This window comes from Novosphingobium sp. EMRT-2 (genome assembly GCF_005145025.1).
Classification (GTDB): domain Bacteria; phylum Pseudomonadota; class Alphaproteobacteria; order Sphingomonadales; family Sphingomonadaceae; genus Novosphingobium.
The window spans coordinates 1,929,917-1,954,397 of the sequence record NZ_CP039695.1; the positions used below are offsets into that span (position 1 = coordinate 1,929,917).

A 24,481-nucleotide genomic window follows, 5' to 3' on the forward strand; every position below is an offset into this window, starting at 1 on the left:
GGACCTGCCATCGCCACGCTTCCCGCCCCTCGGGGCGCGGCGGGGCGCATGGCTCCGGCCGTGCCGGGCGGCCCCGTTTCTCCTCCCGCCAGCACCGGATCGATGACCGCCCCATCCTCCTTACATTCCGCGACATTTTGCGGCTTGCCCGCAAGCGCCGCGGCGTGTCTGGAAGCCCCGGATCGTTTGCATTCGGGAGTATCGGGCAATGCGCAAGTGGCACCGCTGGACCACGGTGTTCTTCGGGATTTTCATGCTGTGGATGGCCGTGACGGGCATCGCCAGCCACGTCACCGCGCTGTGGCCGGCGGGCGAAGCGCCGGCCGCTTCGGCAGCGCCGGCCGTGCCGCCCGGCTTCCATTGCCCCGAAACCATGACGTGCAAGCCCAAGGCCCCCAAGGGCGGGATGCGCGCCTGGGTGGGCATGTTCCATCACCTGCATTCGGGCGAGACGTTCGGGCCGCTCGGCACCGTGATCTCGCTGCTGACCGGCTGCGCGCTGCTGTTCTTCAGCGTCTCGGGCCTGTGGATGTACCTCCAGATGTGGCGCAACCGGAAGCAGCGCAGCCTCAAGCCGGGCTGGTTCTGGGAGTAACGCTTCCGGCGGTGGATAACCGCCCTTCCTTCCCGGCGCGCGCGGCGGCCTCGCTTCCGCGCGCGCCTTATCGTGCCTATCTCTCGCAGACTCACTGACAGGACTCACGCCCATGCCGCTTCTTGAAGCCCGCAAGACCTACAAGCCCTTCGAGTATCCGTGGGCCTACGAATACTGGAAGCGCCAGCAGCAGGTCCACTGGCTGCCCGAGGAAGTGCCGCTGGGCGAGGACTGCCGCGATTGGGCGCAGAAGATCAGCGAGCACGAGCGCAACCTGCTCACGCAGATCTTCCGCTTCTTCACCCAGGCCGACGTGGAAGTGCAGGATTGCTACCACGAAAAGTACGGCCGCGTGTTCAAGCCCACCGAGGTCAAGATGATGCTGGCCGCGTTCTCCAACATGGAGACGATCCACATCGCCGCCTATTCGCACCTGCTCGACACCATCGGCATGCCCGAGACCGAATACGGCATGTTCCTCGAATACGAGGAAATGAAGGCCAAGCACGATTACCTCTCGACCTTCGGCGTGGAGACGGACGAGGACATCGCGCGCACGCTCGCCATGTTCGGCGGCTTCACCGAAGGGCTGCAGCTTTTCGCCAGCTTCGCCATGCTGATGAACTTCCCGCGCTTCAACAAGATGAAGGGCATGGGCCAGATCGTGAGCTGGTCGGTGCGCGACGAAAGCCTGCACTGCGAAGGCATCACCCGCCTGTTCCACGCCTTCGTCGCCGAGCGCGGCTGCCTGACCAAGGCGGTGAAGGAAGACATCATCGATTGCTGCCAGAAGACGGTGCGGCTGGAAGACGCCTTCATCGACCTGGCCTTCGAACAAGGCCCGGTGCCGGGCATGAGCGCCAAGGAAATCAAGAAGTACATCCGCTACATCGCGGACTGGCGGCTGGGCCAGCTCGGCTTCCAGCCAATCTACATGATCGACGATCACCCGCTGCCCTGGCTCGCCCCACTGCTCAACGGCGTGGAACACGCCAACTTCTTCGAAGCGCGCGCCACCGAATATTCCAAGGCCGCCACGCGCGGCAACTGGAACGACGTCTGGTCCAGCTTCGACGCCCGCCGCAAGGCCAAGTCGGCCGCCAACGCCGACGTGGGCGCGGAAAGCGAGGAAGACATGTTCAAGGCGGCGGGAATCGCGGCGGAGTAAGCGCGAAGCAACGCAATGCCTGACCCTTTTTCCTCCTCAGAAAACTTCTTCAGGCCCATTAGGACTGGGCCTGAAGAAGCAAGGCAAGCGTTGCAACCTTCATTGCTCAACGTTCGTGTCAGTACCGTATACCCGCCCTATCCAATTGGGAAACATATAGCTTTTGTATGCACGGGAGATGACGGTAGAGATTATCACTGCAAAGACGATGATGGCCCGTTACCCATTAGAGCAACCGAGTGGGTTGCGACGCGGCTAGCCGATCATTTAGGCGTTTCTGTCGCAGAGTGTGCGATTCTTGAGAATGACGCGGGACAGACATATTTTGGCTCCAGGAATCCGCTATCATTGGGTGATGAGCACCGCCTGAACGCTATCTTGCATGGACAGGCGAAGGACGAAATCGGACGGCCCATACCTTGGCTCGGGCAATATCTTGCGCGAGTTGCAGCTTTAGACATTTTTCTCGAAAATCCCGACCGGAATTTGCGTAACTTCATTCTCGACAATGACGGGCGCATATCACGGCTTCGAGCAATCGATTTTGCGTCATCAAGATTTTTAATCGAGTTTGATGCAAACTTCCCGATTGCCTCTTCCAACACGACCCATGTAGGAAAATACCTCAGGCAACGGCACGGTGGCCATCACGAGGCCGCATTTGAGTTGCTTGATCGGATTGGGGCCATACCGCTGGGCGTTATCGAAGGTATCATACACGAGATGCCCTCCGATTGGCTTCCCAGAGACCAAATGGGAGGTTTTTTTGAGGTTTGGTCTAATGGTCAACACAAGGCGCGCGCTCTTCGGATCAAGGCTCTGATTGAGCATGGTTGGGAAGTTTGACTATACCGTTGTGCGGGTTGAAGATCGCCATCGCGGCGAACGCCTCAATGCCGGCATAGCGATACTGAAACCCGATGGTCTTGATATACGCCTCCCTCGTCGGCTCGAAAGGTTACGTGCGCTTTCTGGCGCACTCGACATAGGCAATGTGCGCGCGAATCTTGAGAAACTAAGCGATCTGGATGACTTCGCTCGGGCGACAGCGGGGAGCGACGTTGAACAGCGGTTGGACCTGATCGGATCCTTGACCGCGTTCTCATTTTCTCCGATCGGATCATTTATTGCCCATAATACAGCTACTTATGAGTCCGGCATATCTCGGCTAATTCGAATACTCGTTGAGCCGGAACTGCCTCCCGTTCGGATGACTCAGAAACGAACCCACCTTTCATCTGCCTTGAAAGCAGCCCTTCGCGGAGAACGCGTTCTTGCCCGCAAGGGCGAGGGTCTCTCCGCACACAGAGTAGTTTCAAATGTTCAAATCGCGGAAGGTTTATCGGCGGATTTTGTTCTTAAAAATGGTGCCATGCATGTAATTGAGACGGTAGACGCAAGCTCAGAAGATATTTCGTTAAAAAAAGTCATAGCAAATATTGCAGTATCAGCACTAGTTCTAGAACAAGCAAGAATGATTTTTGGTTCTATAGAGACAAAAGGCAGGCTTGTATATAATACGTCTTCTTCTATGGAAAAGTTAACAATTCCGTCGTTAGAGGCGGTTGCACATCAGGGTGCCGATCTTATTAATTGGTCGAGCCTTGATGATAGAAATCGCCTAATTACCGATTTATCTAAGCTAGCCGAACCGTTGCCAACGAAGCGCGAGGAAAAATTCGTTTCTCTTCACGCTAGCACTCAGAGCAAGTTTCTATTGAATTAGTTATCGGCAATGCAACGACAGTAGCTGTCTCGTTCACTCGCCCTCCCCCCTTGACAAAACGAACCATATAGGTTAGTCACCCTCCCCACGGATCGGGAGCAGGGCTTGGCCGGCCTTGCCCACGCTCCTTCGGGCCGGGCGCCACGCGCGTTCCGGCCCGGCGCGACCGGTGCGGGGCGCGGGTTCAAGGCGGGGCGTTTGCCAAGTCCCTGGCCCAGGCACACCAGCACCGGACGGGAAGCGTGGATGTGGCGCGGTGGTTCAGCCGCTGCCGGCACGGGGCCGTACCTGCGAGCCGCCGCCCCTGCCGAAGCCCCTTCCCCCAAGGCCGAGCCGGACCGGGCCTGCTGCCCCGCCGGCCGTTCGCGACCGCAGCCTTCGACACGCCCTTCCCGCGCACCTTCCGGGTGCCGCACCGGTCGCGCGTTTCCGTATCGTCCTTTCAGGCCAGGGTCCGGGTTCGCCGCCGGATGCGGGCGCTTGTCTGCGGTTCAGCCCCGCTCGCGCCCCATCACCCGCGTCGGCACGCCCTGGTAGCGCAGGCCCGGCAGCAGGCGTTCCTGCTTCATGATCACGCTGTGCCCGCCCACGCACGCGCCATCGCCCACGTCCGCGCCATAGAGCGGCACGGTGCCCGCGCCGATCGTCGCGCCCTTGCCGATGAACACCTTGTCCACTTTCAGCACGCGATCCTCGAAGGTGTGCGCCTGGAACATCGCGGTCACCGTCGCGCCATCGCCGATGTGGATCATGTCCGGGTCCACCACTTGCGCGAACTGCGGCCCCAGCACCGCGCGCTTGCCGATGGTGAGGCCCATCGCGCGCAGGAAGCCGAGCAGCAGGAACGTGCCTTCCAGCCGCTGCAGGATCAGGTTGGCGTACTTGGCCCAGGCGACATAGACATAGTCCCAGCGGCTGCACCAGCATGACCACAGCGCGTGCTGGCCCGGCTTCACCCGCCCGATCAGCGTCCACTTCAGCGCCCACACCGCCGCGAGCAGCGCCACGACCGGGGCGAGCATGGCCCCCGGCAGCACCAGCAGCGCGAAGGCGGCATCGCCCGTCACGCCCCGGCCGCGCGCCACCATCGCGTACCACAGCGCGGAAAGCAGCAGCGGCAGCACCGGCAGGGCGAAGCGCGCCACTTCCCAGAACACGCGGTTCCAGTAGCGGACCGGCGAGGGATCGTGCGTGAGGCTGCGGTCCATGTCCACCACCTCGCGCCGGGGCAGATCGAAGCAGGGGTGGCCGAAGCGCGATTGGCCGGCGGCGATCCGGTCGGGCCGCGCCACGGTGGCGATGCCGATCAGGATGTCGTCGGGCAAGCGCGTGTTCGCCGGGATCACCGCGTGGTTGCCCAGGAACGTGTTGCGCCCCAGCTCCACCGTGCCGAGCGTGACCGTGCCCGCGCGCACGTCCGCGCCGCCGAGGTAGATGCCATCGGCGAAGAACGTTTCCGCTCCGATCTCCACCAGTTCGGGCACCACGTCGATGATCGTGCTGATCTCGCAGCTTGCGCCCACGCGCATCCCGGCGAGGCGCAGCCACTTGGACCAGAACACCGTGCCGCTCAGCCATTCGCCGGCGGCGTGGAGCATCCCGGTCTTGATCCACACCCGCACATAGGCCGGGCTGAACCGCCCGATCGTGCCCGGCCGCACGCGCCCCATCGCGCGCAGCATCAGCGCGCTCCACACCAGCGTCATCGGCACCGCCGCCACGGTCAGGCCGATCAGCACCAGCCCGGTGCGCGACAGGAGCGAAGGGTGCGCCATCCACGCCCACATCGCGTCATAGGTCACGCCAGCCCGCCACATCACCGCCAGCGACAGCAGTTCGGCGGGCAGCGCCGCGACCAGCGCGGCCAGCCCTTCGGCCGCCAGCAGCAGCGCGCTGTGCAGCGCGGGCGAAAGCGCCGTGCCTTCGGCTGGTGCCGGCGCGTCCGGCGCGGGGCCGACGCTGCTGGCGGGCACGCCGTCCCACAACTCGCCCGGCGGGATCGTGCCCCCGGCGTTGAGGATCGACAGCGCCGTCAGCACGCTGCCCGCGCCCACGTGGCAATCGCCTTCAAGCCCCGCGCGCACGCCCAGCGTCGCGCCTTCGCCGATCGTCACCACGCCGAACACGATGTCGCCCCGGTCGAGTTCGGACAGGCCGATATGCGCGTCCTGCCCCAAGGAGGCGTTGTCGCCGATCGTCAGCAGGTCCCACCCGCCGCGCCGCAGGTCCACCCCGCGCGCGATGTGGACGTTGCGGCCGATCCGCGCGCCCAGCGCGCGCAGCGCCGCCTGTTGCACCACCGTGCCCTGGATCAGCGGCCAGGGGATCAGCCGCACCACCTGGAACACCACCCAGTGCCGCAGGTAGAGCGTGCTCCACACCGGCGCGCGCACCGCGCGATAGCGGCCCACCGCCAGCCGCTTGACCAGCACCGCGAACAGGATCGCCGCCGGCACATAGAGCGCCAGCGCGCCCACCGCCGCCAGCGGGGCGAGCAGGACGAACGCGGTCATGCTCATGTGCCCGAACAGGCGGGGGATGACCTGGAACGCCGCGAACCACGTCAGCCAGCCGCCCGCCGCCAGTTCGCCCAGCAGCCAGCCGGTCTGCACCGCTTGCGCCAGCCGCGGCCGCGCCACGCCTTCGCGCACCAGCGGCGCTTCGTCGGCCGCGTCCGCCGCCGGCATCGCCCGGTCGGCCAGCCGCGCCAGAGCGCGCACCGTCCGCGCCTCGTAGATGTCGGACACGGTGATCCAGTCGGTGCGCGGATCGTCGCGCAGCAGCGTCACCAGCAGCGCCGCGCTCAGCGAATCGCCGCCCAGATCCTCGAAGAAATCGTCCTCCACCGAAACGCCGTCGCCGCGCTTGAGGATGTCGGCCATCCCGGCGGCGAGCAGGCGCTCCATCTCGCTGGCGGGTTCCGCCCGGCGCCCGCTGCCCGTGGCGGCGCCGGTGGCGGGCGCGGCGATGTCGATCAGCGGCAGCGCCGCACGGTTGAGCTTGCCGCCCACCGTCGTCGGCAGGTCATCGATCAGCGCAATCTCGCGCGGGACCATGTAGCGCGGCAGGGTGGCGAGCAGATCGCCGCGCAGCGCGTCGAGGTCGGGCGGCCGGCGCGGATCGTCGGCCACCACGAAGGCGACGAGTTCGGGCACGCCGCGATGGTCCTGCATCCGGCAGCCCGCCGCGCGCACGCCCGGCAGTTCAGCCAGCCGCGCCTCGATCTCGCCCAGTTCCACGCGGTATCCGCGCAGCTTGACCTGCGCGTCGATCCGCCCGTGGTAATAGAAATTCCCGTCCGCCTCGCGGTGCACGAGGTCACCGGTGCGATAGATGCGGCCCAGCACCGGATGATCGCAGAACTTCTCGGCGGTCAGGTCCGGCCGGTTGCGGTATCCGCGCGCCACGCCCGCGCCGCCCATGCACAGTTCCCCGCGCATTCCCTCGGCCACTTCATCCAGCGCTTCATCCAGCACCCAGGCGTGCATGCCCGGCACCGGCGCGCCGATGGTGATCGGCTTGCCCGGCACGATATCGCCGCGCAGGCACGTCACCGCGCATTCGGTGGGGCCATAGCCGTTCACCAGCCGGCGGCCCTTCTGCCACAGGTCGGCGATGTCGCGCGGCAGCGCCTCGCCGCCCACGTAGAGCAGCTTCAGGTCGGGCAGCGCGCGTTCGGGATCGGCGCAGCCGCTGGAGCGCAGCAGCGTGGGCGGCGGGCAGAACACGGTGGCGCGCTCGTCGCGCAGCCAGCCGACGATGTCCGGCCCCAGCCGCGCCGCCGCGTCGTCCATCACCAGCAGCGTCGCGCCGGTGGCGAAGGCGAGCCAGGTCTCCTCCAGCGAGGAATCGTAGGCGGAAGACGATCCCTGCACCACGCGGTCCGCCGTGGTCAGGCCGAATTCGGCGATGTCGGAGGCGACGAGACTGGCGATGTTGCGATGCTCGATCATCACCCCCTTGGGGCGGCCCGTGGTGCCCGAAGTGTAGATCACATAGGCCAGCCGGTCGGCGGAGAAGCCCTCCGGCAGGTCGCCTGCCGGGGGGTTGCGCGCCAGCAGCGCTTCCGCATCGAACAGCCGCGCGGGATCGGCCACCAGCGGCGCCAGCCGGGCCATGCCGGCCGCGTCGGCCAGCACGGCGACGGGTTCGGCATCCTCCAGGATCTCGCGCATCCGTTCCTCGGGGAACGACGGGTCCAGGCAGGTGAACGCCGCCCCGGCCTTCAGCACCGCCAGTTGCGCGACATAGAGCAGCGGCGAGGTGCGCGGCAGCAGCAGCGCGACGATCGCTTCCCCGGCGATCATCGGCGCAAGGTGACGCGCCAGCCGGTCCGAAGCGTCCGCCAGTTCGGCATAGGTCAGGGTCGCGCGCACGGCGCGGTCGCGGCCCGGCGGAATGTCCAGCGCCACCTGCCCCGGCACGCGCGCGACGGTATCCGCCAGAAAGGCGTGCAGCAGGCGGCCATGATCGTCCGCCGTCCCGCGCGCCAGAATTGCGCTGTCCTCGAAATTCATAGGGTCCCCTGCTTCCGGCCCGAAGCGGCCCGCGGGTTGCCCCCGCATGGTTCCGCTTTGCCGAAGCCGCGCGCCATGCCGATACAATCCGCGATTTTCCAGCAATAGATGCGACCTATCGACTGCAAAGTGACCGTCAAATTAAGGTCCGGTAAGGAAGGCCCCGCGTGACCTTTCGATAATCTCGAATGCTTTGACCCACATTATCCGGATCATTCCGACTCAGGCTTTGCGGCATAGTCACCACATCGCACGATGGAGACGACGCCATGCTCAAAGCCCTGCTCGACACCGCCGCCCCGCGCCTCAGCCCGGCCGAATGGCAGGATGTGAAGGCCGCGCTCAACGCCGTGGCCGATTGCCCCTGCGGCCAGCCCCCGCTCGCCGGATCGCTGCGCGACCGCGTGGGCCGTGCAGTTGGCGCGATCACTGGTCACGTCGTCAAGCCACGTTCGCGCGCCGCGGCCGACACCATTCCCGCCCATCTGCGCCCGGTGCGCGATTTCCTGTGCGAAAGCCACCGCACCCGCGCCCTGGCCCGCCAGCACATCCCCGCGCTCGCCGCGCAGGGCTATTCGCCGGCCCAGATCGAAGCGATGGCGCTGCTCGGCGCCTGATTTCCCCGCACACCGCTCCTCCTCCCAACAAGGAATCCCGCCATGACCACCCGCACTTCCACCGTCGACGGCGTCGATCTCGTCATCCTTCCGCCCGTCCGCGATCTGGGAGACGGCTTCCAGGTCCGCCGCGCGCTGCCTTCGGCGCACCGCCGCATGGTCGGCCCGTTCATCTTCTTCGATGAGATGGGGCCGGCCACGTTCGATGCGGGCGAAGGGCTGGACGTGCGCCCGCACCCGCACATCGGCCTCGCCACGATCACCTACCTGCTCGAAGGCGAGATCCTGCATCGGGATTCGCTGGGCTCGGTCCAGCCGATCCGCCCCGGCGAGGTCAACTGGATGACCGCCGGCAGCGGCATCGTCCATTCCGAACGCACCGCGCAGGAGCAGCGCAGCCACGCCAACGCGCTGTTCGGCCTGCAGACCTGGGTGGCGCTGCCCACCCAGGCCGAGGAAGTCGATCCCGCCTTCGTCCACCACAAGGCCGGGGAAATCCCGGTGATCGAGGACGCCGGCACGCGCCTGACGCTGATCGCCGGCACGTCGGACGGGCTGGTCTCGCCGGTGAAGACGTTCTCCGACATGGTCTATGCCGATATCGCGATGGCCGATGGCGCGCGCTATCAGGTGAAGGCCGAACACATCGAGCGCGCGATCTACGTGGTCGGCGGCGAAGTGGAAGTGGTCGGCCAGACCGGCACGTTCGCCAAGGACGAGCTGGTGGTGTTCAAGCCCGGTGCCGAAGTGATCCTGCGCGCCCGGGGGCAGACCCGCCTCATGCTGCTGGGCGGCGAACCGCTGCCCGAAAAGCGCAACATCTTCTGGAACTTCGTCTCGTCCTCGGCCGAACGGATCGAGCAGGCCAAGGAAGACTGGAAGGCCGGCCGCTTCGCCCGCGTGCCCGGCGAAAGCGAATTCATCCCGCTGCCGGCCTGACCGCCCGCCCGTTTTCAGGAGAAATCCCATGGTTCACGGCACCGCCCATATCGGCAAGGACCGCTACCGCACCGAGATCGAGGTCGACGGGCACCGCATCGTGGCCGACGAACCGCCCGCGCTCGGCGGCGCCAACGCCGGCCCGGCGCCCTATGACCTGATTCTGGCCGGGCTGGGCGCCTGCACCGCGATCACGCTGCGCATGTATGCCGATCGCAAGCAGTGGTCACTCGAATCGCTCGACGTGGCGCTGCGCCTCAGCGGCGGCAAGGACGATCGCCGGATCGAACGCACCCTGACCATCGCCGGGCTGGACGCGGACCAGCAGGCGCGCCTCGCCGACGTCGCCGAACGCACCCCCGTGACGCTCACGCTGAAAGGCGGCATCGCGATCGACACGCGGCTGGCGTGAATGCGCGTGGCCTGACGTCGGCTCGCCCTGACGTCGGCTCACCCTGCGTTTCGCCCCGCCTTCCGCCCCCTTCTTTCGTCATTGCGAGCGCAAGCGAAGCAATCCAGGGCGCCACGTGAGGCTCCGGTCCGCGTACCACTCTGGATTGCCGCGGGGCTTCGCCCCTCGCAATGACGATTCAAGGCGATGCCGTCCGCCGCCCCTATCCCGCCGCCAGCTTGCGGCCTTTCGCCCCGGCCGCCACGGTGAAGCGCGCGAGGCGGCTTTCGCTGTAACGCGGCTCCATCACCGTGGAGACGGCCATGTAGTCGGCCACGGCCTGCGCTGGCGTCAACGTCAGCAGGACATAGCCCTTGGCGCGCTGGTCGCAGAACACCACTTCGGGGCTGGCTTCGCGCAGCATCTCGGCCAGCGGCACCGCCGGCATTTCGTCGCCGATCGAGGGGCTGGTGATCGACGAGGTGCCGAATTCCACGGCCACGGCGTTGCCGGCGTCGTCCGCCAGGTTGGTGGCCCAGAAGGCATGGCTGTCGCCCGCCAGCACCAGCGGTTCGCTGCCGGCGCGGCGGAAGCTGGCATAGAGCCGCTCGCGCGCCGCCGGATAGCCGTCCCACGCATCGAGGTTGAACGGCACCCCGGCGCGATAGCCCGCCTGCGCGGCTTCCGCCCGCCGCCGCGCGCGGGGCGACATCGCCGCCAGCATCGCCGCCGCCTTGACCGGCCCGAACTGCTTGTCCAGATCGGGGCCGTTGATCCGGCCCATGTTCACCTGGTTGCCGATCACCTGCCAGGGCGTGCCCGCCGTGACCGAACCGGCCAGTTCGCGCTCCACCCACGCACGCTGCGGTTCGCCCAGCATCTCGCGGTCCGGGCGGTTGCGCTCTGCCAGCACGGCGGCGATGTCCTCGGCGGCCGGCACCCCGTCCTTGTGTTCCGCCTGATGGCTGCGCGCCAGCAGCCGCGTTTCCACCATCAGCAGCGTGGCCAGATCACCGAAGGCGAAGCTGCGGTTGATCGCTTCCCATGGCTGGCCCGGCCGGGGATCGCGGATCGGCAGCCATTCGAAATAGGCCTGCATCGCCGCCGCCTTGCGCTTGCCCCAGTCGCCCTCGGTGGCCGGCTGGTGGTTTTCGGCGCCGCCGATCCAGCTGTCGTTCGCGGTCTCGTGATCGTCCCACACGCAGATGAACGCGGCGCGGGCGTGCGCCGCCTGCAGCATCGGATCGCGCTTGTAGAACGCATGGCGGGCGCGATAGTCGGCCAGCGTCACCACTTCGTGCGCCGGCTCCACGGTGCGGCCGATCTTCTGCCCGATCGCCGCGCCATAGCCGTCCGCGCCATATTCGTAGATGTAGTCGCCCAGGTGGATCACCGCGTCGAGCCGGTCGCGCTTGGCCAGCGCGTCATAGGCGTTGAAAAACCCGCCCGGATAGAGCTGGCAGGTCACCACCGCGAAGACCACGTCCGCCGTCGCGCCCCGGGGCAGCGTGCGGAAGCGGCCGGTGGGGGACCGGGTGCCGTCGGTCAGCTCGAACCAGTACCAGTAATCAGTGCCCGCCTGCAGCGTGGCCGGCTCCACCTTCACCGTGAAATCACGCGCCGCACGCGCCAGGGCCGCGCCGCTTTCCACCGGCTTGCCGTTCTCGCTCGCCGCCACGTGCCAACGCACCGGGATGGGCGCGGTGGCGGCGGCATCGTCCGGAGTGACGCGCGTCCACAGGATCGCGCCCGTGGTCGTGGGATCGCCGCTGGCCACGCCGTGCAGGAACGCCGCTTTCGGCGCGGCGGCTTCGGCGGCGAACGCGGGCAGAATTGCGCCGGACCCAAACATGCCCAGCGCGGAACGACGGTTGATTTTCATGCCTTGTCTCCAGTCCCGATTCGCATGCTACGCCGGAATGCCGCGCTAGGCGCGAAGTTTGAAACGGGCGTGACAGCAAGCAGGCACGGACTGGCCGCCGGTTGGCACTGGACAGAAACCGCGCCCGCGCGCATCTGGCCGCCATGATCCGCAAGCTCGCCGCCCTTGTCGAACCGTTCATCCTCGCGCTTCTTGGCACCGTGCTTCTCGCCAGCGTGCTGCCAGCGCGGGGGCAATGGGCCGCGGTCGCGGAAAGGGCAGCCGATGCCGGCATCGTCCTGCTGTTCTTCCTCCACGGGGCCAAGCTCTCGCGCGAGGCGATCTGGGACGGGATGCGCAACTGGAAGCTGCACCTCGCCACGCTGGGGGTAACGTTCGCGCTGTTTCCCGCGCTGGGGCTGGCCTTCGGCAAGCTACCCTTCGTGCCGCCCGCCTTTGCCACGGGCCTGCTGTTCCTGACGCTGCTGCCCTCCACGGTGCAGTCCTCGATCGCCTTCACCGCGATCGCGCGCGGCAACGTGGCGGCGGCGGTCTGCGCCGCCTCGTTTTCGAACTTCGTGGGCATCTTCGCCACCCCGGCGCTGGTCGCGCTGCTGATGGGGGGGACCACCGGCGGCATTTCGTGGCAGTCGGTCGAAACGATCCTGCTGCAACTGCTGCTGCCCTTCGTGGTCGGGCACCTGCTGCGCCCGTGGGTCGGCGCCTTCGTCGCGCGGCACAAGGCGCTGGTCGGCCGGGTCGATCGCGGCTCGATCCTGCTGGTGGTCTATTCGGCGTTCGGCGCGGCGGTGGTCGAAGGGCTGTGGCAGCGCGTCTCGCCGGAAAGCCTCGTCGTGCTCTCGGTGCTGTGCGTCGTGCTGCTGGGGATCGCGCTGCTGCTCACCACGCTGCTCGGCCGCGCGATGAAGCTGCCGCGCGCGGACGCGGCGGTGCTGCTGTTCTGCGGCTCCAAGAAAAGCCTCGCCAGCGGCGTGCCGATGGCGGGCGTGCTGTTCGCGCCGGCGCAAGTCGGCATCGTGCTGCTGCCGGTGATGCTGTTCCACCAGTTCCAGCTGATCGCCTGCGCCATGATCGCCCCGCGCCTTGCCGCCGCCGCGGAGAAGGACGCGGGCCAGGAAGGTAACCCGACTTCCGTTTGACCCGCTTTCGTCATTGCGAGCGCAGCGAAGCAATCCAGAGCCTCGCGAGCCGCTCTGGATTGCTTCGGGGCTGTGCCCCTCGCAATGACGAGGGAGGGCGATGTGTTCCCGCTCCAGGCGACGCGAGCGCTGCCTAGAACCCCGCCTCCACCGCCACGCGGATGGCGTCGGCGCTGGTCTTCACGCCCAGCGCGCGGAACATCGCGGCGCGGTGCATCTTGATCGTGCGTTCCGACAGGCCCAGGTCCCAGGCGATCTGCTTGTTCAGCTTGCCCCGCGCCATTTCCAGCAGGATTTCGCGCTGGCGATCGGTCAGCGCGTCGATCCGCTGGCGCGCGGCGGCATGCGTGCCCTCGCCGGGAGCGGCCTTCGCGCCTTCGTCCGGCACTTCCATCTGCGAACCGAGGAAGTATTCGACCTCGCCATCCGCGTTGAAGATCGGCGCGATCATCACGGCGTTGCGGAACGGCGTGCCGTCCTTGCGGTAGTTGCGGATTTCCACGAGCGCGGGCTGGCGGGCGACGACCGCCGCGCGCAGCGTGTCGGTCAGTTCCACCTCGGTCCCCGCCCCGCGCAGGAAGCGGCAGTTGCGGCCGATGATCTCCTCGCGCGCATAGCCCGTCAGGCGGATGAACGCCGCGTTGCAGGAAACGATCGGGTTGTCCGGCTGGCGTGGATCGGTCAGCACCGCGGCGGTCGCACTGTTCTCTATCATCGCGTCTGGCACCATGGACCCTTCCTAGCGCCAGACGGGCGGTGCAGGCAACGGGGAGACTGGCGTCGCTGCCCGCCATGGCGTTAGGTTCGGACCATGAACCGCCGATTCGTGCTTGCCGCCCTGCCCGTGTTCCTCGCGCTCACCGCCGCCGCGCCGTACCGCGCCAAAGCGCCCGCGCGCCCAGCCCGCCCGCCGGCGGAAATCCCCCTGGGCGATACTGTGCGCGTGGCGATCAACACCGAACTGGGCGCGATCGTGCTCGATCTCGATGGCAAGCACGCACCCATCACCACCGCCAATTTCCTGCGCTATGTCGATCAGAAGCGGTTCGATGGCGTGGTGTTCTACCGCGCGATGCACCTTGCCTGGGGTGAACAACCCAACGGGCTGATCCAGGCCGGCGTGCGCGGCGATCCCAAACGCGTGCTCAAGCCGATCGCGCACGAGCCGACGAACGTCACCGGCATCCTGCACAAGGCCGGCGCGATCTCGATGGCGCGCGGCGCGCCGGGCACGGCGACGGGCGATTTCTCGATCATGCTGTCCGACATCGCCGGGCTGGACGCCGATCCCGCCTCCGTCAACCCCGAAGCGCAGGCGGGCTATGCCGCGTTCGGCAACGTCGTTTCGGGCATGGACGTGGTGCGCAAGATCTGGGATTCGCCACTGTCGCAAACGCTGGGCGAAGGCGCGATGCGCGGGCAGATGCTGGAAAAGCCGGTGAAGATCCTCACCGTGCGGCGTGTGCCGTTGCCGGCGGTGGCGCCGCCGGCGGTCCCGGCGCAGTAGCACCCACTCCCCATCCGTTCGTCCTGAGCCTGTCGAAGGACGCGCGCGATGCTCGCCTTCGCGTGGGCAACCGCTTCAAGGCCCAACCGTATCGCGCGTCCTTCGACAGGCTCAGGACGAACGGGGCTCCTTGTGGTCAAGGCCGCCATCGCACCGGAGAGGGCTAGTACAGCTTCAACTCGAGACAGAATTGCAGCAGGTTGTGATTGATGCCTTCCAAATCCAGAGCCTTGGACAGACCTTCGATATCCTGCTCATGTTCCCATTGCGTAAAGGTGCCGTCGGCCGACCAAGGCTCCTCAAGAAAGGTGCGCGGAATAATGACATGCGCAATTTCTCGGTAGCGGAATGGCTGGCCCCAACAGCTTCCGTCAGCAACCGATGTTTCATGTAGCTCTGACTCCCAAGGCAGTTCAGCGGACCAGTAAACCGTATCGCATTCCAGCCTACCGAAAGTCGTCCAGCAACTCCATGACCGCATTCTGTGCGGCGCGTTTCCATTGCAGTGTTCGGAAAGGGACGACCGTGCTGGCCGTGACAGATGGCGTGTTGCCGTAAGCAGAAAATTTCGCACGTCGATCATCGTCGCCAACCATCGCAGCTATGGATTGCTGTCTGCTTAACTTTCGGCATGTCCGCGATCGCGCCACGTCCGGAAAGGCCGGTTTGAGCGCAAAGGCGTCGAAAGCGAATACTTCTCCCTACGCCTTCAACCCCATCACCTTGGCGAAGGCCGTCTTGAACGCCGCCATTTCCGCCGGCGTGCCGAAGCTGATCCGCATCCAGTCGGGCATGTGCTTGCGCGATCCCGAGGTGAACACGCGCTCGCGCGCCAGCGGCGCCTGCACCTCCTCGCCCGGCCGGCCGACGTGGAGCATGGCAAAGCTGGTTTCCGACGGCAGGGTGCGGATGCCGCGTTCCTTCAGCCAGGCGAACACATCGTTGCGCACGGCGGCGGTATAGGCCTTGCGCGCGGGAACCAGCGCGGGATCGAGCAGGCTCGCTTCCGCCGCGACCACGGCCGGCATCGGCGGGATGTTCACGCCATAATCCATCAGCCGGTCGAGCAGGTCGCGCCGCGCGGCGACGAGGCCCAGGCGCAGGCCGGCGAGGCCGTAGATCTTCGAGAACGTGCGCAGCACCAGCACGTCCGCGCCCTTGGCCACCAGATCGAGGCACGACTGGGCGCTATCGCTGTAATGGATATAGGCCTCGTCGATCAGCAGCAGCGATCCGGCGGGCTTGTGGGCCAGCAGCCATTCGATATCCGCGCGCGGGGTGACGAGGCCGGTGGGGTTGTTGGGATTGCAGATGTAGAACAAGCCGGCATCGGGCGCGGCGGCCAGCAGCGCGCGCACGTCGAGCGCGAAATCGCCGGCCAGCGGCACGGTGACGGCGCGCGTCACCGGCTGGCCATTGGCGCCGTAGAAGCCGTCCGAAAAGGTCGGTTCGGCATAGGCGATCGGCCGTTCCTTGCTGGAAAAGGCCAACATCGCGTTGCGCAGCGGCGCGAACGAGCCGGGATGAACGGCGATATTCTCCGCCTTCAGCCCGTTCTGTCCGGCGAACAGCGTGGCCAGCCGCGCGGACAGCGGAAAGCCATAGCGCCCGCCCAGCTTTTCCAGCCCGGCCAGCGCCCGCAACGCGCTTTCGCCGGGGCCGAGCGGGTTCTCGTTGGCGTTGATGAACACCCCGTCGGTCAGCGAGGCGATCATGCCCGCCGGGTCCTGCGGCGGCAGCGGCATCGCCGGTTGCGCCTGCGCGGGGGAAAGGCGCGCCGAAAGCGGCAGCGCGGCGGCCGCGCCCAGCGCGCCGCGCATCAGCATGCGGCGCGAAACGGTGCCTGCAAGATCGTCGGTCATGGCTTTCCCCTGTGGCCCCGTGGCTGGTGGTGCCAGAGTGCCGTGTGCGGCGCGCAATGCAATGGCCTTGTTTGCGGCGATGTAACGCACCGCCCACCCCCGGCCCCTCCCGCCTGCGGGAGGGGAGCGAGACTTCGCCGCCGCCGGCGGCGTTAGTCGCAGCGGGGTGGGCCTGCCACGCTCGGCGGCGCGGAACCGCTCAGCCCTTCAGCACCACCGCCACCGCATCGGCGATCGCATCGTGGACCCGCGTCAGGTCTTCGGCGGAGATGCAGTAGGGCGGCATCACGTAGATCGTGTTGCCCAGCGGGCGCAGCAGCACGCCGGCGTCGCGGAACAGCGCCATCAGGCGCGGCGCCAGCGCGGAGAGATAGCCGCCGGCGGGGTCTTCCACCTCCAGCGCGATGATCGTGCCGCAGCGGCGGGGGTTGCGGATGCCGGGCAGCGCGGCCAGCCGGTCCAGCCCCGCTTGCTGGCGCGCGCCCAGCGTGGCGATGCGCTCCAGCACCGGCTCCTCGCGCCAGATCGCCAGGTTGGCGCGCGCGGCGGCGCAGGCGATCGGGTTCGCGGTATAGCTCGACGAATGGTAGAACGTCCTGGCGCGGTCGGTGGACAAGTGCGCCTGGAAGATCGGCTCGCGCGCCAGCGTCACCGCCAGCGGCATCGACCCGCCGGTGAGGCCCTTGGCCAGGCACAGGATGTCGGGCACCACGCCCGCCTGTTCGCAGGCCAGCAGCGTGCCGGTGCGGCCCCAGCCGGTCATCACCTCGTCGGCGATGAACAGCACGCCATGGCGGCGGCAGACTTCGGCCATCGCCGCCAGCACGCCGGCGTCGTACATCATCATGCCCCCGGCGCCGAGCACCAGCGGTTCGACGATGAAGGCGGCGGGGCTTTCGCGGCAGGCCGCTTCGAGCGCCGCGATCGTGTTGGCCCCGTCGCCCACCGGGAACGGAATGCGGCCGACATCGAACAGCAGCGGATCGTAGGGCGCGTTATAGACCCCGCGCTCTCCCACCGACATCGCGCCGATGGTATCGCCGTGGTAGCTGTGCTCCATCACCAGGATGCGGTGGCGCGGTTCGCCGCTGTGCGCCCAGAAGCCCAGCGCCATCTTGAGCGCGACTTCGACGGAGGTGGAACCGCTGTCGGAAAAGAACACGCGGGTCAGCTCGGGCGGCAGGATTTCGGTGAGGCCGCGCGCCACGTCTTCCGCCGGATCGTGGGTCCAGCCGGCGAAGATCAGTTGGTCGATCTGCCCCGCCTGTTCGCGGATCGCCTCGACGATGCGCGGGTGGCAGTGGCCGTGGGTGGTCACCCACCAGCTCGATACCGCGTCGATCACGCGGCGGCCCTCGGCGGTGAACAGCGCCGCGCCTTCCGCGCGGGTGACGCGGATGACCGGATCGCCCAGCCCGTGCTGCCAGAACGGATGCCAGACGGGCGATTCGCTCACCGGAAGTCCTCGATGCGGAAATGCGTGGCGAAGGCAGCGGCGACCGTCTGCGCCGTCAGTTCGGCCAGGCGCGGCAACCGTCCCAGCCGGTGGACCTGCCCCATCGCCGCGATGGTCGCCTCGCTGTCCTCGTTGCCATCGCCCACGAAGGCCACGCCCAGCACCGGCACGCCGCGCGCGCGCAGCACCTCGATCGTCATCAGGCTGTGGTTGATCGTGCCCAGTTCGGTCCGCGCGACGATCACCGTCGGCAGGTTCCACCAGGCGAACACGTCGGCATAAGTCGTGCCGCGCGTGACCGGCACCAGCGCGCCGCCCGCGCCCTCGATCACCAGCGGGTCCACGGCGGGCACCGCCAGCCGCGCCGGATCGATCACCACTCCGTCGATCTCGGCGGCGCGGTGGGGGGAACAGGGCGTGGTCAGACGATAGGCCTCGGGCAGAACCCGGTCGGCGGGCAACCCGCCCAGCCGGGCGACGTGATCACGGTCGGCGCCATCCTCCAGCCCGGACTGAACCGGCTTCCAGTAATGCGCGCCCAGCGCCCCGGCGAGCGCGGCGGAAAACACCGTCTTGCCGATGCCGGTATCGGTGCCGGTGACGACGATTCGGGTCATGCCAATACGCCCCCCAGCGTTGCGGCGAGCGCGTCGATGTCCGCGCGGGTGACGTTGAGCGTCAGCGAGATGCGCAGGCGGCTGGTGCCCTGCGGCACCGTTGGCGGGCGGATGCCGCGCACGTCGAACCCGGCCTGCTGAAGCGCTTCCGCCACGCGCATGGTTCGCGCATCCTCGTGCAGGATCAGCGGCAGGATCTGCGATCCGGTGGGTTCCACGCCGAACGGCGCCAGCGCGCGCTCGGCATGGCGGACCAGCGCGGTCAGGTCGTCGCGCCGGCGCGGTTCGTCCGCCAGCATCCGGATCGCCTCGCGCGCGGCGGCGCAGACCAGCGGCGATGGCGCGGTGGAGAAGATGAAGGCGCGGCCCCGGTTGACCAGGAATTCGCGAACGATCCGCGGCCCCAGCACCAGCGCGCCCTCGCAACCCATCGCCTTGCCGCAGGTGCGCAGCACGATCGTATCGGGCCGGCCTTCGAGATGGGCGGCCAGCCCGCGCCCGTCGGGGCCGAACACGCCGGTGGCGTGGGCCTCGTCGATGAACATGATCGCCTCGTGCCGCCGCGCCACCTCGGCGAAGGCATCGACCGGGGCGATATCACCGTCCATCGAATAGAGCGTTTCGAAGGCGAGCCAGATGCGCCCGGTATGGCCCCGCGCGCGCCATTCGCGCGCCGCGTCGTCGAACGCCTGCGGATCGTTGTGCGCCGCCGCCACCGCCGTCGCGCGCGTCAGCCGCAGCCCTTCGTGCATCGAGGCGTGGACGAGTTCGTCATGCACGATCAGGTCGCCGCGCTGGGGCAGCGTGGAAAGCAGCGCGGCATTGGCGGCATAGCCGGCGGAGAAGAACAGCGCGGCTTCGCTGCCGAAGAAGGCGGCGGCTTCGGCCTCCAGCGCCTCGTGCTCCGGGTCGTTGCCGCGCAGCAGGCGCGATCCGCCCGATCCCAGCGGCACCCCGCGCGCCACGGCGCGTTCCACCGCCTGCGCCAGGCGCGGCGCGCGGGCCATGCCGAGGTAATCGTTCGAGGCAAAGTCCACGCCCCGGCGCGGCGCCAGCGCGCGCAACCGCGCCCGTTCGCCCAGCGCGGCAAGGTCCGCCGAATGCACGCGCCACAGCGCGGCGGCGCTCAGCGTGCCGGCGCTCTCCGTATCGATCCCGGTTCCGCTCTCCATTCCGCGCTCCGGTTCAGGCCGCGCAGGCTCCCGCGCAGGGGCGTTCGGCTTTGGCGGCGCGCGCCGGTTCCTCGCCTTCCATCGGCTTGAGGCCCAGGCGGGCGAACAGCGCCGCGTCGGCATCGTCGCCGGCGTTGGCGGCGGTCAGCAGGCGGTCGCCGGTGAAGATAGAATTGGCCCCGGCCAGGAAGCACAGCGCCTGCGTCGCGTCCGACATGCTCTCACGCCCGGCGGACAGGCGCACCATGCTCAGCGGCATGGTGATCCGCGCCACCGCCACGGTGCGCACGAACTCGATGTCGTCGATCTTGGCCAGCGGCGTATCGGCCAGCATGTCGCCCAGCACGGTGCCCTTGATCGGCACCAGCGCGTTGACCGGCACGCTTTCGGGATGCGCGGGCAGCGTGGCCAGCGCGTGGATGAAGCCCACGCGGTCGGCGCGGGTCTCGCCCATGCCCACGATCCCGCCCGAACAGACGTTGATCCCGGCGTTGCGCACGTTTGCCAGCGTATCGATGCGGTCGGCGAAGGTGCGGGTGGTGGTGATCTCCTCGTACCGTTCGGGCGAGGTATCGATGTTGTGGTTGTAGTAATCGAGGCCCGCCTCGGCGAGCTGCGCGGTCTGCGCGGGCGTGAGCATGCCCAGCGTCATGCAGGTTTCCATGCCCATCTGGCGCACGCCCTTGATCATCTCGATGATCGCCGGCATGTCGCGGTCCTTGGGGTTGCGCCAGGCCGCGCCCATGCAGAAGCGCTGCGATCCCGCGTCCTTGGCCTGCGCCGCCGATTGCAGCACGGCCTGCACGTCCATCAGCTTGGTCGCCTTCACGCCGCTGTCGGCGGAGGCCGATTGCGAACAGTAGCCGCAGTCCTCGGGGCAGCCGCCGGTCTTGATCGAGAGCAGGGTGCACAGCTGCACCTCGTCCGCCCGGTGGTGCGCACGGTGGACTTCCGCCGCGCGGAACAGCAGGTCGGTGAACGGCAGGTCGAACAGCGCCGCGATCTCGTCGCGCGTCCAGTCCGTGCGCGGTGCCGGCCGGGTTGCGGGGCGAATGGCGGTGTCCTGCATGGTGCGGTTCCCTTACGCGTTTGAGTCCCGCGCCCTTAACCCAAAAGCGGCCGGGGTGCCCTCAAAAAAAGCGATGCGTTGTCCAGCGTGGAAAGCGCGCGGATTTTCACGCCCCTGCCGGCGCTCCTGTCGTCTCCCAGGGCCGCCGTTCGAGCAGGAGCGCCAGCGCGTCGCGGTTGAGTGCCATCGCCTCCGCCTCGCTGTCAGCCTCGGTATAGCAGCGCAGCTCCGGCGCGTTGCCCGAAGGGCGCAGGTGGATCACCGCGCCGCCGGCGAAAGTCATGCGGAACCCGTCGGTCCGGTCGATCGTGGCGATCGGGCCGGCAATGGGGGCGAACAGCGCTTCGGCCCGTGCCTTCTGCGCGGCGGCGTCGCCCGCGGTCAGCACGGCGATCAGCGCCTTGCTGTTTTCGACCGGGAATTCCTGCAACCGGTCCGAATAGGTCACGCGCGGCGGCAGGGTGGCGAGCAGGTCGGTCAGCTTTCCCGGCCGCGCCGCGTGTATCACCGCCAGCATCGGCAGCACCGCGTCGCGCGTCGGCAGTTCGGTCAGCGTCGCGCCGTCCTTCACGATGGCGTCGCCCAGCAGGAAGCCGCCGTTCGCCTCGTACCCGCAGACGCGCGTGCCGCCCTCCGCGCGCGCCTCATTCATCGCCGCGATCACATAGGGCGAACCGATGCGCGTGCGCAGCGTGTGGGCGAAGCTGCCCGACCGTTCCAGCACGGTGTTGCTGCTGACCGGAGTGACCACGCGGTCCGCGCCCAGCGCCCGCGCGCAGAGCACGCCCAGCACGTCGCCGCGCATCCAGGTGCCGGTGTGGTCGGCCAGCAGCGGCCGGTCCGAATCGCCATCGGTGGAAACGATCGCGTCCAGCGGCTGTTCGGCGGCCCAGGCCTTCGCCAGCGCGATGTCCTCGGGGCGCACGGCCTCGGTATCGACCGGGATGAAGCTGTCGGCCCGGCCCAGCGGCACCGCCTCCGCGCCCAGCGCCTCGACGATCCGGGTCACGATGTCGCGCCCCACGGCGGAATGCTGATAGACCCCGATGCGCAGGCCGGCGAGCGCGTCGGCGCCGAAGAAATCGCGATAGCGCGCGCAATAAGCGGTCTCGACGTCGATCGGCTCGGGCAATGGCGCGGGAATGGCCAGCATCCCCTCGTCGGTGAACTTGCCTTCGGGCAGCGTCACCGCCTGCTCTTTCATCCCGGCCTCGTCGTCCTTCAGCACTTCGCCGGCGGGACGGTAGAACTTGATGCCGTTGCGGTCGGCCGGGATGTGGCTGCCCGTCACCATCAGCGAGGGGATGCCCTGGGCAAAGGCGTGGAGCGCCAGCGCGGGCGTGGGCACATAGCCGCAGAACACCGGCTCCGCCCCCAGATCGCGCACCGCTTCGGCGCAGGCGGCGAGGATGCGCGGCGTACTGGGGCGCAGATCGCCCGCCAGCGCCACTTGCGTGCCGGGCGCGAATTCGCCCAGCCCGGCCAGATAGAGCAGGAAGCCCTGGGTATAGCCGTAGCAGACCCGGTCGGTCATCGCGGACACCAGCCCGCGCGCGCCGCTGGTGCCGAAGGCGACGCCCGATTGCGTCATGAGATCCTGGACGGAAGGGGATGCTGGCTGGTTCATCGTGCCCTGATACTGGAAAGAAGGACTGGCGGGAGGTCGGCATGGACCGGCTCGCCGGGTATCGCAATGCCGCAGACCGGCTATTATCCCAAAATGGCTCGATGATTGTATCGTTCCAACCGGCTGTGCAAAATGGCCGAGATGGCGCTAAAGCCTCGGCTGGCGGGCGACAGGCTCGCCTCCATTTGTATGTGTTGCATACAATACCGCCGCGTATTAGGGTACGACGCATGGAGAGGTTCGCAGAAATCATCGCGGCGCACGCGGGGCGCGAGGGGGCGTTGCTCCCGATATTGCACGATGTGCAGGCCGCGTTCGGGCACGTTCCGGAAGAAGCGGAGCGCGCGATCGCGGCGGCGCTGAACCTGAGCCGCGCCGAAGTGCACGGGGTGGTGAGCTTCTACCACGATTTCCATGCCGAGGCCGACGCGCGGCCGGTGCTGAAGCTGTGCCGGGCCGAAGCCTGCCAGGCGCGCGGGGTGGACGCGCTGGCGGCGACGCTGCCCGAGCAGAACCGCGTGAAAGTCGAAACGGTCTATTGCCTGGGCCTGTGCAGCGTGGGGCCGAACGCGATGGTGGGCGGCAAGGTTCACGCGCGGCTCGATGGCGCGAAGCTCGCCGCGCTGGTGGAGTCGCTGGCATGACGGTGACGGTCCGCATTTCCGATGACGCGCTGGCGCTGGCCTGCGGGGCCGACGAGGTCGCCGCCGCGTTCGCGAAGGCCGGCTGCACGGTCGAACGGGTGTCGAGCTGGGGGATGCACTGGCTGGAGCCGCTGGCCGAGATCGACGGCGCGGGATATGGCCCGCTGACGGCGGACGACGTGCCCGCCGTGCTCGCCGGCACGAGCCCGCTCGGCATCGGCCCGATCGCCGAACACCCCTTCATCGCCCGCCAGCAGCGCTTCACGTTCGCGCGCGCCGGCAAGACCAGGCCGCTGAACCTGGGCGACTACGCCGCCAGCGGCGGCTGGGCGGGCCTGCGCAAGGCGCACGACATCGGCGCCGAGGCGACGATCGCCGAAGTCACCGCATCGGGCCTGCGCGGGCGCGGCGGCGCGGGCTTTCCGGCGGGGATCAAGTGGACCACCGTGGCCAAGGCGAAAGCGGCGCAGAAGTACGTGGTCTGCAACGCCGACGAGGGCGACAGCGCCACCTTTGCCGACCGCATGGTGATGGAAGGCGATCCCTTCATGCTGATCGAGGGCATGGCGATCGCCGCCTATGCCGTCGGCGCGACCCGGGGCTACGTCTATATCCGCAGCGAATATCCGCACGCGATCGCCAAGATGGAAGCGGCGGTGCGCGCCTGCGCGCACATCATCGCGCCGTTCGTGCTGGAAGTGCGCACGGGGGCCGGCGCCTATGTCTGCGGCGAGGAGACCTCGCTGCTCAACAGCCTGGAAGGCAAGCGCGGCGAAGTGCGCGCCAAGCCGCCGCTGCCCGCGCTGGAAGGGCTGTTCGGCAAGCCCACCGTGGTCAACAACGTGCTGACGCTGGCGGCGGTGCCATGGATTCTGGCGCACGGCGGCACGGCCTATGCGGCAGTCGGCTTCGGCCGGTCGAAAGGCACGATGCCGATCCAGCTGGCCGGCAACGTGAAGCACGGCGGCCTGTTCGAAGTCGGCTTCGGCATCACGCTGGGCGAACTGGTCAACGAAATCGGCGGTGGCACGGCCAGCGGCCGGCCGGTGCGCGCGGTGCAGGTCGGCGGGCCGCTGGGCGCCTACCACCCGCCTTCCGACTTCCACCTGCCGTTCGATTACGAGAGCTTCGCCGCCGCCGACGGGCTGATCGGCCACGCCGGCCTCACCGTGTTCGACGATACCGCCGACATGAGTGCGCAGGCCCGCTTCGCCATGGAGTTCTGCGCGGCGGAAAGCTGCGGCAAGTGCACGCCCTGCCGCATCGGCAGCACGCGCGGGGTGGAACTGATCGACCGCATCCGCGCCCGCGCCCCGCGCGCCGCCGACGCGGTGGAGCGGCTGCCCCAGACGCACAATGCGCGCAAGGGCGCGCGCACGCTGGCCGAGGAAATCACCCTGCTCGAAGACCTGTGCGAAACGATGAAGTTCGGCTCGCTCTGCGCGCTGGGCGGGTTCACGCCCTATCCCGTGCTGTCCGCGCTCAGGCACTGGCCAGAAGACTTCGGGGCGGCGCTTCCGGCGGAAGCGGCGGAATGAGCGGCCGTGTCGCGC

The 24,481-nt window shown here is 68.0% G+C and carries 21 protein-coding genes; 11 read left to right on the forward strand and 10 right to left on the reverse strand.

Going from position 1 to position 24,481, the window contains the following annotated elements:
- The first annotated feature begins 208 nt into the window (after positions 1-208).
- From FA702_RS09565 to FA702_RS09580, 4 genes are all read left to right on the forward strand, one after another.
- On the forward strand, positions 209-595 hold the full coding sequence (locus tag FA702_RS09565; protein ID WP_136955966.1) for a PepSY domain-containing protein: 387 nt from the start codon (positions 209-211) through the stop codon (positions 593-595).
- A 112-nt stretch (positions 596-707) separates the two neighbouring features.
- Positions 708-1,763 (forward strand): ribonucleotide-diphosphate reductase subunit beta, encoded by a 1,056-nt coding sequence (locus FA702_RS09570; protein ID WP_136955967.1) that lies wholly within the window; start codon positions 708-710, stop codon positions 1,761-1,763.
- A gap of 15 nt (positions 1,764-1,778) precedes the next feature.
- Positions 1,779-2,609, forward strand: coding sequence for a HipA family kinase (locus FA702_RS23535; protein WP_370385458.1), 831 nt, complete (start codon positions 1,779-1,781; stop codon positions 2,607-2,609).
- Positions 2,593-3,489: a DUF3037 domain-containing protein gene (locus tag FA702_RS09580; protein WP_136955969.1), complete on the forward strand. Its 897-nt coding sequence runs from the start codon at positions 2,593-2,595 to the stop codon at positions 3,487-3,489. Before FA702_RS23535 ends, FA702_RS09580 begins: the two co-directional genes overlap by 17 nt.
- A gap of 491 nt (positions 3,490-3,980) precedes the next feature.
- Here FA702_RS09580 and FA702_RS09585 read toward each other — a convergent pair whose 3' ends face one another.
- Complete coding sequence (locus FA702_RS09585; RefSeq protein WP_168196041.1) at positions 3,981-8,006, reverse strand: non-ribosomal peptide synthetase; 4,026 nt, start codon at positions 8,004-8,006, stop codon at positions 3,981-3,983.
- A 269-nt stretch (positions 8,007-8,275) separates the two neighbouring features.
- On the opposite strand from FA702_RS09585, the gene FA702_RS09590 reads away from it, so the two are divergent.
- Genes FA702_RS09590 through FA702_RS09600 form a run of 3 tightly spaced genes read left to right on the forward strand, consistent with a single transcriptional unit; the run spans position 8,276 to position 9,974 of the window.
- Positions 8,276-8,623: a hypothetical protein gene (locus FA702_RS09590; RefSeq protein WP_255504508.1), complete on the forward strand. Its 348-nt coding sequence runs from the start codon at positions 8,276-8,278 to the stop codon at positions 8,621-8,623.
- Positions 8,624-8,665: 42 nt separating this feature from the next.
- Positions 8,666-9,562 carry a pirin family protein gene (locus FA702_RS09595; protein WP_136955971.1) on the forward strand — a complete coding sequence of 299 codons (897 nt, stop codon included), beginning with the start codon at positions 8,666-8,668 and terminating at the stop codon, positions 9,560-9,562.
- 28 nt (positions 9,563-9,590) lie between these two features.
- Entirely contained in the window at positions 9,591-9,974 is a 384-nt protein-coding gene (locus FA702_RS09600; protein ID WP_136955972.1) for an OsmC family protein, read from the forward strand.
- A gap of 202 nt (positions 9,975-10,176) precedes the next feature.
- Here FA702_RS09600 and FA702_RS09605 read toward each other — a convergent pair whose 3' ends face one another.
- Positions 10,177-11,835 (reverse strand): alkaline phosphatase, encoded by a 1,659-nt coding sequence (locus FA702_RS09605; RefSeq protein WP_136955973.1) that lies wholly within the window; start codon positions 11,833-11,835, stop codon positions 10,177-10,179.
- A gap of 143 nt (positions 11,836-11,978) precedes the next feature.
- Here FA702_RS09605 and FA702_RS09610 point away from each other — a divergent pair, with 143 nt between their 5' ends.
- Positions 11,979-12,974 carry a bile acid:sodium symporter family protein gene (locus tag FA702_RS09610; RefSeq protein ID WP_136957331.1) on the forward strand — a complete coding sequence of 332 codons (996 nt, stop codon included), beginning with the start codon at positions 11,979-11,981 and terminating at the stop codon, positions 12,972-12,974.
- Positions 12,975-13,107: 133 nt separating this feature from the next.
- Here the strand turns inward: FA702_RS09610 and FA702_RS09615 are convergent, their stop codons facing one another.
- On the reverse strand, positions 13,108-13,704 hold the full coding sequence (locus tag FA702_RS09615; RefSeq protein WP_136955974.1) for a PAS domain-containing protein: 597 nt from the start codon (positions 13,702-13,704) through the stop codon (positions 13,108-13,110).
- A gap of 81 nt (positions 13,705-13,785) precedes the next feature.
- Here FA702_RS09615 and FA702_RS09620 point away from each other — a divergent pair, with 81 nt between their 5' ends.
- The gene (locus tag FA702_RS09620; RefSeq protein WP_136955975.1) at positions 13,786-14,481 is read left to right on the forward strand and encodes a peptidylprolyl isomerase; all 696 of its coding nucleotides are present in this window, start codon (positions 13,786-13,788) and stop codon (positions 14,479-14,481) included.
- Between the two features lie 163 nt (positions 14,482-14,644).
- On the opposite strand, the gene FA702_RS09625 is transcribed toward FA702_RS09620, so the two are convergent.
- From FA702_RS09625 to FA702_RS09655, 7 genes are all read right to left on the reverse strand, one after another.
- A complete protein-coding gene (locus FA702_RS09625) occupies positions 14,645-15,064 on the reverse strand; it encodes a hypothetical protein (protein ID WP_136955976.1) in 420 nt (139 codons plus the stop codon).
- Positions 15,065-15,182: 118 nt separating this feature from the next.
- Positions 15,183-16,343 (reverse strand): aminotransferase class I/II-fold pyridoxal phosphate-dependent enzyme, encoded by a 1,161-nt coding sequence (locus tag FA702_RS09630; RefSeq protein WP_136955977.1) that lies wholly within the window; start codon positions 16,341-16,343, stop codon positions 15,183-15,185.
- Between the two features lie 199 nt (positions 16,344-16,542).
- Complete coding sequence (locus FA702_RS09635) at positions 16,543-17,799, reverse strand: adenosylmethionine--8-amino-7-oxononanoate transaminase (protein WP_136955978.1); 1,257 nt, start codon at positions 17,797-17,799, stop codon at positions 16,543-16,545.
- Entirely contained in the window at positions 17,796-18,416 is a 621-nt protein-coding gene (gene bioD / locus FA702_RS09640) for a dethiobiotin synthase (RefSeq protein ID WP_136955979.1), read from the reverse strand. The genes FA702_RS09635 and bioD overlap by 4 nt, the downstream gene beginning before the upstream one ends.
- On the reverse strand, positions 18,413-19,588 hold the full coding sequence (locus FA702_RS09645) for an 8-amino-7-oxononanoate synthase (RefSeq protein ID WP_136955980.1): 1,176 nt from the start codon (positions 19,586-19,588) through the stop codon (positions 18,413-18,415). The genes bioD and FA702_RS09645 overlap by 4 nt, the downstream gene beginning before the upstream one ends.
- A gap of 13 nt (positions 19,589-19,601) precedes the next feature.
- Positions 19,602-20,657 carry a biotin synthase BioB gene (gene bioB, locus FA702_RS09650; protein ID WP_136955981.1) on the reverse strand — a complete coding sequence of 352 codons (1,056 nt, stop codon included), beginning with the start codon at positions 20,655-20,657 and terminating at the stop codon, positions 19,602-19,604.
- A 106-nt stretch (positions 20,658-20,763) separates the two neighbouring features.
- Positions 20,764-22,284, reverse strand: a complete 1,521-nt coding sequence (locus FA702_RS09655; RefSeq protein WP_210417524.1) for a phosphomannomutase — start codon at positions 22,282-22,284, stop codon at positions 20,764-20,766.
- 230 nt (positions 22,285-22,514) lie between these two features.
- On the opposite strand from FA702_RS09655, the gene FA702_RS09660 reads away from it, so the two are divergent.
- Together FA702_RS09660 and FA702_RS09665 are read left to right on the forward strand one after the other, a co-directional pair.
- Positions 22,515-22,928, forward strand: a complete 414-nt coding sequence (locus tag FA702_RS09660) for an NAD(P)H-dependent oxidoreductase subunit E (protein WP_136955982.1) — start codon at positions 22,515-22,517, stop codon at positions 22,926-22,928.
- Positions 22,925-24,466, forward strand: coding sequence for an NADH-ubiquinone oxidoreductase-F iron-sulfur binding region domain-containing protein (locus FA702_RS09665; protein ID WP_136955983.1), 1,542 nt, complete (start codon positions 22,925-22,927; stop codon positions 24,464-24,466). The genes FA702_RS09660 and FA702_RS09665 overlap by 4 nt, the downstream gene beginning before the upstream one ends.
- Positions 24,467-24,481: the final 15 nt, after the last annotated feature.

Coding starts and splice junctions, on each gene's coding strand:
- FA702_RS09565 (WP_136955966.1), top strand. CDS start 209: ATGCGCAAGTGGCACCGCTGGACCACGGTGTTCTTCGGGATTTTCATG.
- FA702_RS09570 (WP_136955967.1), top strand. CDS start 708: ATGCCGCTTCTTGAAGCCCGCAAGACCTACAAGCCCTTCGAGTATCCG.
- FA702_RS23535 (WP_370385458.1), top strand. CDS start 1,779: ATGCCTGACCCTTTTTCCTCCTCAGAAAACTTCTTCAGGCCCATTAGG.
- FA702_RS09580 (WP_136955969.1), top strand. CDS start 2,593: ATGGTTGGGAAGTTTGACTATACCGTTGTGCGGGTTGAAGATCGCCAT.
- FA702_RS09585 (WP_168196041.1), bottom strand. CDS start 8,006: ATGAATTTCGAGGACAGCGCAATTCTGGCGCGCGGGACGGCGGACGAT.
- FA702_RS09590 (WP_255504508.1), top strand. CDS start 8,276: ATGCTCAAAGCCCTGCTCGACACCGCCGCCCCGCGCCTCAGCCCGGCC.
- FA702_RS09595 (WP_136955971.1), top strand. CDS start 8,666: ATGACCACCCGCACTTCCACCGTCGACGGCGTCGATCTCGTCATCCTT.
- FA702_RS09600 (WP_136955972.1), top strand. CDS start 9,591: ATGGTTCACGGCACCGCCCATATCGGCAAGGACCGCTACCGCACCGAG.
- FA702_RS09605 (WP_136955973.1), bottom strand. CDS start 11,835: ATGAAAATCAACCGTCGTTCCGCGCTGGGCATGTTTGGGTCCGGCGCA.
- FA702_RS09610 (WP_136957331.1), top strand. CDS start 11,979: ATGATCCGCAAGCTCGCCGCCCTTGTCGAACCGTTCATCCTCGCGCTT.
- FA702_RS09615 (WP_136955974.1), bottom strand. CDS start 13,704: ATGGTGCCAGACGCGATGATAGAGAACAGTGCGACCGCCGCGGTGCTG.
- FA702_RS09620 (WP_136955975.1), top strand. CDS start 13,786: ATGAACCGCCGATTCGTGCTTGCCGCCCTGCCCGTGTTCCTCGCGCTC.
- FA702_RS09625 (WP_136955976.1), bottom strand. CDS start 15,064: ATGATCGACGTGCGAAATTTTCTGCTTACGGCAACACGCCATCTGTCA.
- FA702_RS09630 (WP_136955977.1), bottom strand. CDS start 16,343: ATGACCGACGATCTTGCAGGCACCGTTTCGCGCCGCATGCTGATGCGC.
- bioD (WP_136955979.1), bottom strand. CDS start 18,416: ATGACCCGAATCGTCGTCACCGGCACCGATACCGGCATCGGCAAGACG.
- FA702_RS09645 (WP_136955980.1), bottom strand. CDS start 19,588: ATGGAGAGCGGAACCGGGATCGATACGGAGAGCGCCGGCACGCTGAGC.
- bioB (WP_136955981.1), bottom strand. CDS start 20,657: ATGCAGGACACCGCCATTCGCCCCGCAACCCGGCCGGCACCGCGCACG.
- FA702_RS09655 (WP_210417524.1), bottom strand. CDS start 22,284: ATGAACCAGCCAGCATCCCCTTCCGTCCAGGATCTCATGACGCAATCG.
- FA702_RS09660 (WP_136955982.1), top strand. CDS start 22,515: ATGGAGAGGTTCGCAGAAATCATCGCGGCGCACGCGGGGCGCGAGGGG.
- FA702_RS09665 (WP_136955983.1), top strand. CDS start 22,925: ATGACGGTGACGGTCCGCATTTCCGATGACGCGCTGGCGCTGGCCTGC.